Annotated in this window: 9 protein-coding genes; 1 reads left to right on the top strand and 8 read right to left on the bottom strand. The window is 58.9% G+C overall.

Going from position 1 to position 7,442, the window contains the following annotated elements; genetic code table 11:
* Positions 1-190: 190 nt before the first annotated feature.
* Both NKH03_RS33805 and NKH03_RS33800 read right to left on the bottom strand, forming a co-directional pair.
* Positions 191-406, bottom strand: coding sequence for a helix-turn-helix domain-containing protein (locus NKH03_RS33805; protein WP_352882703.1), 216 nt, complete (start codon positions 404-406; stop codon positions 191-193).
* Positions 407-582: 176 nt separating this feature from the next.
* Entirely contained in the window at positions 583-861 is a 279-nt protein-coding gene (locus NKH03_RS33800) for a helix-turn-helix domain-containing protein (RefSeq protein ID WP_352973178.1), read from the bottom strand.
* 91 nt (positions 862-952) lie between these two features.
* Between NKH03_RS33800 and NKH03_RS33795 the strand changes: the two genes are divergently transcribed.
* Positions 953-1,231, top strand: coding sequence for a DNA -binding domain-containing protein (locus tag NKH03_RS33795; RefSeq protein WP_352973177.1), 279 nt, complete (start codon positions 953-955; stop codon positions 1,229-1,231).
* 8 nt (positions 1,232-1,239) lie between these two features.
* Here NKH03_RS33795 and NKH03_RS33790 read toward each other — a convergent pair whose 3' ends face one another.
* From NKH03_RS33790 to NKH03_RS33765, 6 genes are all read right to left on the bottom strand, one after another.
* Positions 1,240-1,671 carry a DUF2285 domain-containing protein gene (locus NKH03_RS33790; RefSeq protein ID WP_352797697.1) on the bottom strand — a complete coding sequence of 144 codons (432 nt, stop codon included), beginning with the start codon at positions 1,669-1,671 and terminating at the stop codon, positions 1,240-1,242.
* Between the two features lie 121 nt (positions 1,672-1,792).
* A complete protein-coding gene (locus NKH03_RS33785) occupies positions 1,793-2,050 on the bottom strand; it encodes a transcriptional regulator domain-containing protein (RefSeq protein WP_023747687.1) in 258 nt (85 codons plus the stop codon).
* Positions 2,051-2,093: 43 nt separating this feature from the next.
* Positions 2,094-2,711: an acyl-homoserine-lactone synthase gene (locus NKH03_RS33780; protein WP_352973175.1), complete on the bottom strand. Its 618-nt coding sequence runs from the start codon at positions 2,709-2,711 to the stop codon at positions 2,094-2,096.
* Between the two features lie 89 nt (positions 2,712-2,800).
* Positions 2,801-3,529, bottom strand: a complete 729-nt coding sequence (locus NKH03_RS33775; RefSeq protein ID WP_352973173.1) for a LuxR family transcriptional regulator — start codon at positions 3,527-3,529, stop codon at positions 2,801-2,803.
* A 547-nt stretch (positions 3,530-4,076) separates the two neighbouring features.
* Positions 4,077-5,483: an aminotransferase gene (locus tag NKH03_RS33770; protein ID WP_352973172.1), complete on the bottom strand. Its 1,407-nt coding sequence runs from the start codon at positions 5,481-5,483 to the stop codon at positions 4,077-4,079.
* 889 nt (positions 5,484-6,372) lie between these two features.
* A complete protein-coding gene (locus NKH03_RS33765) occupies positions 6,373-7,401 on the bottom strand; it encodes an IS110 family RNA-guided transposase (RefSeq protein ID WP_352973171.1) in 1,029 nt (342 codons plus the stop codon).
* Between the last annotated feature and the right edge of the window lie 41 nt (positions 7,402-7,442).

The raw sequence follows: 7,442 nt of genomic DNA, 5'->3' as shown, positions 1-7,442 counted from the left end.
AGGGCTGCCCACGCCAAGGGGCGAAGCCGAATGGCCGAGACCGCCTGAGCTTGCCGAAGAAAAGCGGGCTCGGTTCACGAGCACCCGGTGCGCGCTGTAAGGCGCGCGGACGCTCCTGTCAGCAGCATAAAAATGCCTGGAAACCTTAGGCCGAGTCTCATCAACCGCGGTTTCGTCCTTCCTTCCAGATCTATTCAGAATGAGGGTTGAGTAAATCGGCCGGCTCGATTCCAAGCACTCTGGCGAGTTTTGCCACAGTATCAATGCTGGCGGCATAGACCGAGCGCTCAAGTGCGCTGACATATGTTCGGTCGACGCCAGCTTCATGCGCCAGCGCTTCCTGGGACAGTTTCTTTTTTTGACGGTGCCTACGCAGATTGCGGGCAAAGACCTCTCGGATTTCCATGCACGAGAAGCCACCCTCTTGTCGAGGATTTCACCACGGAGTATTCTCTACAAATATCAGAGGCAACAAAGGGGAGCGGCTGCACGGCATCATTTTCGCGAGGGCAAATCCCGCTGAGCCGTGAACTCAAGGACGTAAATCGTGAAGTTTGACAGCCAAACAAAGCGCAACGCCATCTACAGGTCACGACAGCGACGCATTTGTGCCAGAAGCTCACAAGGATCGATATCGAGAGCCTCGGCGACGTCGAGAAACTCAATGACGTCCAGCCGACGTTCACCACCCTCGTACTTGGCCACGAAGGATTGTGGGCGGCCCAGCATATCAGCAACCTTGGTCTGGGTGACCCCTTTGGTTTTGCGCCCCGCAATCAGCCGTTGTAGCAGCCGGCGCTGGCGAGCTGATCGAAGTGATTTCGGCATCAGACGAACCGGGCCAAGAAGGAACCGGCTCATGGACTAATCCCAGTTTCGGATTATCCTATTTTAGGATATTGTGCGGTCAAAGTCTGCGCGGCGCGGGATAGGTCTTACGGCGAGAGATGAAATGGTAGACAGATTGCTCAAACCTGCTGTTGCCGACGAGGTCCCATGGGCGGAGAGCCTGACCTCTTACGACGATGAGCACTTCACGACATATTTGAAGCTCTTAGATGCATGCGCCGGCAATGCCAGCGAAGAAGAGATGGCCCAGGCGATATTGGGAATCGATCCGGTGCAAGAGCCAGCGCGCGCCCAAAGGGCGGTTCGCAGCCATCTGGCGCGCGCCCACTGGCTGGTGGTGGCGGGGTACAAGGAGCTGTTCTCTGGCCGCCAAAAGGCCTGATGGTGGCGTTATAGAAGAAGACGCTTATAACCACCGTTCATTAGCGAGCGCCCGCGTCTGACTGCACGGCGGACGCTGTCTCGAAGATGGTCACCGGGGTCGGCCCAGTCCTGCTCGACACGGGCTCTGCCGAAGAGAGCAAGGCCGATTTCGCGGTGTGATACGCCAGCGATGAAGCCGTCGAGGGCATGTAAGACTCGGCGCAACCGCGAGCTACGGGGCTCGGTCGGAAAGAATCCTGATTGCAGCCTGCCGGTCCAACAGAGGCTGTTCAGACATTCCAACGCGTTCAGGCGCTGCTTCAGTTCCTCTGGCGACCAGAGGACCGAGGATGTCAATCGCACAGGTTCGAGGATGCTGACGCCGGAAGCAGCCAGCTGCAAGCTCCTGCCACTGTCCTCGACTAGGAGGTGCTGATGCCCGTCCCGCGTGACGAGCATGGAGATGCGGCAGGAGTGCCGGGCGAGATCAAGCAAGTCGACCCCGCGCGGCCGCGCCGCCGTTTCGGCCACAACGGGCAAAACATGCGGACATTGGCAGGGGCACCAAAAGACGCTCGCATCAGTTCCTTTTGAGCTTGCAAAACAGAAGGCCCCAGCGCGAGAGATCAACAGTATTCGAAGCCAGGCTGATAATGTCCATGGACCGGGCGTTCGTGCGTTCGGCACCGCGTAGCGCGTTCGCCAGATCCTTTTGGAAGTCCGGATTGCGCCTGAGGAATTCCCAGGCCCAGCCTCGGCTGGTGAGCTGGTCGACATAGCCATAGGCACGATCATCTTGCCTGTCCGGCCAAGCAGGGCCAGGTCTTGTTTCGTCCATTGCATCATTTCCAGAAAGGGTTGGAGTGCAGGCTCAGGCGGTCTTAAATGACCGGGGTCCACAGGATCGGGCCCTTGAGCCCGCCATTGCGACGGAGGGCTTCCAAGCTCTCTCTCGAGACGTCGAGATATCCGGCAACGGCGCGTGTGTTGCCAATTGTTTGCGGATCGGACAACCGTTCAAGTGGCCAGCCGGCGCGACGCAAAATCCGCTCTATGCGCAGATCGGTTACGGTGACGATGCTGCGCAGACCGCGTGACAAACCAAACTCGACCATTCCGGCAAACAGCTCGTAGGTGCCAATTGCGATGCCCGCCTGTTTGGGCGCGGAAGGCGGCAGATCAAGCGCAAAACGGCTGCTTTCCCAAACACGTCGATCTTCCGGCGCTGGACGGTCGGCAAGAAGAGCGAAGAAGTTATCACGCATCATCGTCGGTCCTGTAGTCGGCAATAGGCGCACGCAGCCGTCGATGCGTCCGGCGGCCGCACGCAGCAATAGGTAATGGGGACGAAGCGCATCAAACGGATCGACCTCAAAGCCGCCGCTGAACGAAACGTCCCAATCAAGTCGATCCCTGAAAACGCGATACCGCAAGCGATGCATCTGCTCGAGTTCGTCGCTGAACTCAGCGTAACAATCCGGGGTGATCAACTGCAACATGATAGCCTTCTCCTCGCATGGATAGCACCTGCGATTGAAGGCAAAGGCCGGAGTTGAAACAACCTGTGTATGTGCCCAGGTTTCGGAGATCAGGTGAAGAGAGATGGCCTGGATAGTGCAAGCCGAACGGCTGCCTGAATAGCCGTCTTCACACCAAGCTTATTCCTGGCGTTATCCCGATGATAGGCTGCGGTGTGCCGACTGATTCCCAAGATGCGGCCGATCTCCCACGCCGTCTTTCCGCGAGCCGCCCACTTCAGACACTCCATTTCCCTTCGCGATAGGGTAACGCCAGCGACGGTCCTGCTGTCGGCCAGCTTGCGACAGGCATGAAGATGGAAGAAGATCGCGATGAGCTGCAGCACGCGGTCATAGCGGTCAATCAGGCGGAAGAACAGTGGTTGCCTTTCATCCGAGGCGAAGGTCAGTGCTGCAAACGTACCGGTGCTGTCATGGATCGGGATCGTAAAGCCGCAGTGAATGCCGAATTGCGTCGCCTCATCCATCAATTGTCGCTGCTGCGTCGACAGTTCGAGATCAGCACCGTGCGCATTCCAGTTGAATGGTTCCTGACCACCACGCGCCTGATGGATAACCGGGTCAATCTTTTCATAACGACTTTGAAGGTAGTGAGATGTCCAGGATTGAGGATAGGTGGAAATCAGGCGCACCTTGCGGCCCTTGCCAGGCGAAGGGAAAAGATAGGCAAAGGACGGCAAATCGAGCGAAGAGGCAATCTCGCCCAGAGCGTTGCGCAGGTCCGTCGCGTCAGCGCTGTCTGCGATTTGCTCTACAAATCTATGAAAAACGTGTTGCATAGCTAAACTGCAGTGAGTTCTGGCCCCCGTCCAAGGAGCCAAGACGGGCCGGCCAACGCGCAGCCATTCTGGGTTGAAGGCCCGGCCGGAGACTGAGCTCCGTGCCGGGCCGTGCGCCTTGGGAGGGCGATATGTGCTTCGACTGCGCTGTTATCGATACCGAGACCTCATTCCAGCGTCATCTGTTGGCAGGTGACAGTTGTCCTCTCGGTTGCACTTCCTTACGGTCGGGGTGTCTGTTTGCGGGCGGTTGAAGACTCTCTCCATGGAGGAGCTCAACCTCAAGGAAGCTTGCACATCGGCGGCCGTCTCTGAGAGCGTCACCTCTACAATTCTTGCAACAGCCTACGTTGCCGTCTCGGACGCGAAGGCGGTAGTGTGTTTCGAGATTTGCGTCGCATTTTCGGCCTCGGCTCGCACACCCTCCATGCAAGTTGCGTTGAAAGCGAAGCGGATTTTTTGCGCGCGCCAACTCATGACGCCACAGGGACTCCCGGAGGTGATATCCTGGTCGATCCGAGTGGGAGGCGTCATCCGTCACGTCAGATCATATCGCGCCCTCCGCCTTCAGCGCGCGATAGGTCGTATCGACTGATTTCGCAGTTGCGTCGACGATGATGTCGATCTCTTTTCGGGTAATGATCAGAGGTGGGGCAAAGCCGAGGATATCGCCATGCGGCATGGCGCGGCCTATGACACCATTTTCAAACAAAGCAGCGGCGACCCGCACGCCGACCTGAAGTCCGGGTTCAAATGGCAACCGGCCCTTCGGATCCCGCATCAGTTCCACGGCGGATAAAATGCCGATGCCGCGAACCTCGCCGACAATGGGATGTCCTTCCAGTTCGGCTTTCATGCGGGCTTGCCAATAGGGTCCGACGTCCCGAACATGTTCCAGGATGTTTCTTTCCTTTAGCAATTTAATATTAGCAAGCGCGGCCGCCGCGCAAAGCGTGTGACCAGAATATGTCCAGCCATGGCCGAGTGGGCCGTGCTTTTCCGTTCCTTGTTCCAAGACCGACCAGACGCGGTCGCCGATGATTGACCCGGAGATGGGCAGGTAGGCTGAACTCAAGCCCTTGGCGATGGTTACGAAATCCGGACGCATGCCATAGAGATGGGAACCGAATTTCTCACCGGTTCGAGCGAAGCCGCAGACCACTTCATCAGCGATAAGAAGGATATCGTACTTGTCAAGCACCCCTTGAATGGCGGTCCAGTATCCCTTTGGGGGTGGAACGATGCCTCCGGTCCCAAGTACCGGCTCTCCGATGAAGGCTGCAACCGTCTCTGGGCCCTCGGCGAGAATAAGGGCATCAAGTTCATTGGCACAGCGCGTGGAGAACGCTTCCTCGCTTTCGCCATCATACGCCTGGCGGTAATGGTGGGGCGCCGTCGTGTGGCGCACCAAATTCAGAGGCAGGTCGAAGAAATCGTGAAAGAAGGGAAGCCCTGTCAGGCTACCGGTGACCAGCCCGGACCCGTGATATCCGCGATGCCGCGAGATGATCTTCTTCTTTTCAGGGCGGCCGAGAATGTTGTTGTAGTACCACACCAGCTTGATGTTGGTTTCGTTGGCGTCGGAGCCGGAAAGGCCGAAGTAGACCCTTCGCATGTTCTGCCCGAAATATTCGACCACGGCCTCCGCCAAAAGCGCGACCGGCTCCGTGCCCTGGCTGGCATAGACATGCGCGAACGGCAGCTCGTGCGCTTGCCGGGCGATAGCCTCGGCAATCTCCGTGCATCCATATCCCATGTTGACACAGTAAAGCCCTCCGAAACCGTCAAGGCTCTTTCGGCCGTCGGTATCCCAGATGTACACGCCTTCCGCACCGGCCATGATCCGGTTTGGCGTTTCGCCGCGACTGTGCTTGGCCAAGTGCGTGGACGGATGAAAGACGAAGCTTCGGTCCTTCTCCCGCAGCTGCTCAGTCCCCAAATTGCTCAAGCTCATAGTTCCTCCTCGGGAGCAGTAGGCAGAAGACACTCAACCAGGCGGCTATTGAAAACAAGCATACTCGCAAACACCCTCGAGTTACGCGGGAATGCACGTCTTTAGCCGACGAATTCGCGCAAATCGGCTCGAACGCAGTGGAAACCAAGGTTTCTGGAGTTTACCTTTTCCTTGAGGCGGATAAGGGATCAGTGCGCTCGCGGCCGTGTTCTGTTCTTCGGCGGATGTCCGCGAAGGTACCTCAAGCCCCCCGGTTCCGCGATGCGTTCTTCGTTTCGCCAGATATTTTCGGGGATATAGTGATGCGCACGCTCCTGGCGGCACGCCTTGGGCTATTCAGGATGCCACCCCTCTCAAAGCGTTCGCAGCACCGGGATCGCTGAGTCGCGCGGCAGGGAAGCACGATCGGAGACCGCCCACAGTCTCCTCATCGAGCAGCAAAGCTCCCCTCTTCACATCACGATCGACTTACGATCCCAAGACGTGCTTTAGATTCCCTTTCGCATAGATTGGACGGGCACGCCAATGCTCGACACCGTGTCCACACAGCAGTAGACGCTTCCATCTGTCCCGATTGCAACTGGCTGTCTCCATCTTCAAGCCCTAGCAGGCTTCTCTGATTGGGGTTGGTGAGGTCAAGCGTTTCCTGTCTTTTTTCCGGACCATGTCGCCCCGCGGGTCACTCGCTTCTCTTCGCGGTCGGCGCGGAGCCGCCGCATGATGGGGTCAGGAGAGCGAGGCGTCTCAATCTGCTGAACGACCTTGGGAGACTTCGCCCAGGATCGTGCCTGCTAACGAGATCGCCTTGCCCATCGTCCCCACGGGAACGATCCAGATCACCCTCGCGGGCGAACCACTGTCTGTGTTCGTTTTTGTTCCTTGCGCTATTTCATGCCGATCCGGCGGCTTCCTTTCCAAAGCGGAATTCGGTTGCGTCGGCCCACATGCGGTGCAGGATGACGGCCAGCTTGCGAGCCACCGCCACCCGCGCCCGCGCCATGCCGCGGCGTCTGGCGATGTTCATGCCCCAGGCGCGCAAGCTCGACCACTTTTTGGAACGCACAAGCAGTGAATGGGCTGCCTCGTAGAGTGCTGTGCGGGCGAGCTCGTCGCCACAGCGGCTGACCTTGCCCTGGATGTCGGTCTCACCGGATTGGTATCGCGCTGGCGTCAGCCCCAGATGCGCTCCCACCGCCCGCGAGGAGCCGAACCGCTCCGGCCGGTCGATCGTGGCGCGGAAGGCGAGCGCCGTAATCGGACCAACGCCTGGCGCGCTCATCAGCCGCCGGCAGACCTCCTCCTTGCGGGCGATGTCGAGAACCTTCTTGGTCAGCCGGGCGAACTCCTTGAGCATGGTGCCGAGGATCGTAAGCAGCGGCTCGACCATCGCCATCACCTCGGCACTGGCCAGTTCGCGCACGCGATCAGCAAAGGCGGTGCGCGACGGCGTACCGAGCTTGACGCCGGCCTCTCGCAGCATGGCGCGCACGACATTCTCGATGCTGCGCATCTCGTTCAGCACCGTCCGGCGGGCAACCAGCAGCGCACGCCACAGCCGGCATTGCCGGCTCTTGACATGCACCTGCCGATACCAGCCCGTGCGCATGATCTGCGCAAGCGCGCGGGCGTCGTTGCGATCGGTCTTGTTCGGCATCGTCTTCATGGCCGCATTGGCTTGGCGCGTCTCGATGCAGATCGCAGGCAGACCTTCGGCGCACAATCCATCGTGAAGCCAGGCCGTCAGCGAGCACGCTTCAAGCCCGATGCGCTCCAGCGGCAGATCGAGCTTCCGCAACGCATCGGACAAGGCCTGTGGTTCGCTCGCCGCTCGTGTTTCCTTCACGATCTGACTGCTCTCATCGACGACACAAATCGCGGTCTCTTCCAAAGATACGTCTAATCCAGCAAAATACTTCACGGCTGCTCCTTCCGATGTTTGTGGCGCTCCAAGGCGACCAC

The sequence above is a fragment of the Mesorhizobium sp. M1406 genome, from assembly GCF_040317555.1.
Classification (GTDB): Bacteria; Pseudomonadota; Alphaproteobacteria; order Rhizobiales; family Rhizobiaceae; genus Mesorhizobium.
This window is presented reverse-complemented; position numbering and strand designations above follow the sequence as displayed.

What these genes read in the sequence shown, in the direction of transcription:
- NKH03_RS33805 (WP_352882703.1), bottom strand. Translation starts at nt 406, where the DNA reads ATGGAAATCCGAGAGGTCTTTGCCCGCAATCTGCGTAGGCACCGTCAA.
- NKH03_RS33800 (WP_352973178.1), bottom strand. Translation starts at nt 861, where the DNA reads ATGAGCCGGTTCCTTCTTGGCCCGGTTCGTCTGATGCCGAAATCACTT.
- NKH03_RS33795 (WP_352973177.1), top strand. Translation starts at nt 953, where the DNA reads ATGGTAGACAGATTGCTCAAACCTGCTGTTGCCGACGAGGTCCCATGG.
- NKH03_RS33790 (WP_352797697.1), bottom strand. Translation starts at nt 1,671, where the DNA reads ATGCTCGTCACGCGGGACGGGCATCAGCACCTCCTAGTCGAGGACAGT.
- NKH03_RS33785 (WP_023747687.1), bottom strand. Translation starts at nt 2,050, where the DNA reads ATGGACGAAACAAGACCTGGCCCTGCTTGGCCGGACAGGCAAGATGAT.
- NKH03_RS33780 (WP_352973175.1), bottom strand. Translation starts at nt 2,711, where the DNA reads ATGTTGCAGTTGATCACCCCGGATTGTTACGCTGAGTTCAGCGACGAA.
- NKH03_RS33775 (WP_352973173.1), bottom strand. Translation starts at nt 3,529, where the DNA reads ATGCAACACGTTTTTCATAGATTTGTAGAGCAAATCGCAGACAGCGCT.
- NKH03_RS33770 (WP_352973172.1), bottom strand. Translation starts at nt 5,483, where the DNA reads ATGAGCTTGAGCAATTTGGGGACTGAGCAGCTGCGGGAGAAGGACCGA.